This is a genomic window from Thermogutta sp. (genome assembly GCF_014359955.1).
Taxonomy (GTDB): domain Bacteria; phylum Planctomycetota; class Planctomycetia; order Pirellulales; family Thermoguttaceae; genus Thermogutta.
Genome location: NZ_JACIYL010000989.1, coordinates 1 through 1,393 on the forward strand (window position 1 = coordinate 1; position 1,393 = coordinate 1,393).

At 55.6% G+C, this 1,393-nt stretch carries 1 protein-coding gene; it reads right to left on the reverse strand.

Annotated elements, in window-relative coordinates; genetic code table 11:
- Positions 1-181 precede the first annotated feature (181 nt).
- On the reverse strand, positions 182-1,153 hold the full coding sequence (trpS, locus tag H5U08_RS18795; RefSeq protein ID WP_297036690.1) for a tryptophan--tRNA ligase: 972 nt from the start codon (positions 1,151-1,153) through the stop codon (positions 182-184).
- Positions 1,154-1,393: the final 240 nt, after the last annotated feature.

A 1,393-nucleotide genomic window follows, 5' to 3' on the forward strand; every position in this document is an offset into this window, starting at 1 on the left:
TCTCAGGGAACGCCAATCAGCAGCGGTGCAGCTTAACAGCATTGCTTCTGCCGCGAAACCGGCCGGATTATGACCGTCCAACACAGTCAAAAATCGCAAAGACGCCGATCCGGGCCCGATTCTTTGCCAAGTGTGATGCACGCTCGTGCAACGTCCTGCGTGTCCCTGGGCCAACAGATTTTCAGGCGTACTTGATGCCGCAGGCTGCCTGGGCGCGAGCCAGTACCTCCGCCGCCTTTTTACGTGCCATCGCCGCACCGTCTCCCAGGACTTCCCGAACAAACTGCGGCTTCGCCTCCAATTCCTTACGATACTCGCGAGCCTCTGCAAAGTATTTTTCGGCTGCATCAGCCAGGGCCTGCTTGACCTCCCCGTAACCGAATCCGCCCGCGCGGTAACGTGCCGCCATGGCTTCGCGCTCTTTTTCCCCCACAAATAACGAATATAACTGGAAAAGGTGATCTGTTTCCGGATCTTTCGGTTCGTGTATCGGACGCGAGTCCGTAACGATTCTCATGATCGTTTTGCGAACCACCTTGGGATCGTCAAAAATGCCTATCGTGTTGTTGTAACTCTTGGACATCTTTTCGCCATCAGTTCCTGGAACCCGAGCGGCGTTCTCCATGATTTTGGCGCGCGGCATCACGAAGACTGCGCCATAAAGATGGTTGAAGCTTCCCGCAATATCCCGACACACTTCAATGTGCTGAATCTGGTCTTCACCCACCGGGACGGTGTCCGCATCGTAGGCGAGAATGTCGGCCGCCATCAACACCGGATAAGTAAACAGCCCGGCATCGGCCGGAAGTCCCTTAGCTTTCTTGTCCTTGTACGCGTGACACCGCTCGAGGAGTCCCATTGGGGTGCAGGTCATGAGCAGCCAGCAAAGCTGGGAGACTTCCGGGACATCGGACTGAACAAACAGCGTGGCCCGGTCCGGATTGATTCCCAAAGCCAGCAGGTCGATTGCAGCATCGATGGTGTTCCGCCGCAAAACCTCAGGATCACGGACCGTCGTCAGCGCGTGGAGATTGGCAATGAAATAGTACGAGGCATCCGCCTGGTCCTGGAGTTCAACGTATTGCTTAATGGCGCCGAAATAATTCCCCCAATGAAATCGACCGGTCGGTTGAATGCCAGAAACGACGATCATATCTCCTAACCTGTCTTTCTCCGCGAGTGTCAATCTATTCCCGGTGGCGAAACTCCCTGCGTTCTCCGAGCACGCTCACCAACACGCTTCTTCTTCACCATTTTCCCCGTCACCGGCTTCGATAAAAAGCCCGGAGCCCATGGATATGAAAAGCCTCGGTGTCCCGAGGGCCGAACAAGCCCCTAACACCGGATTTCACATGTTACGCTTGAGCCGACAAACGTGCCCACGATCTCCCGC

What these genes read in the sequence shown, in the direction of transcription:
- trpS (WP_297036690.1), bottom strand. Translation starts at nt 1,153, where the DNA reads ATGATCGTCGTTTCTGGCATTCAACCGACCGGTCGATTTCATTGGGGG.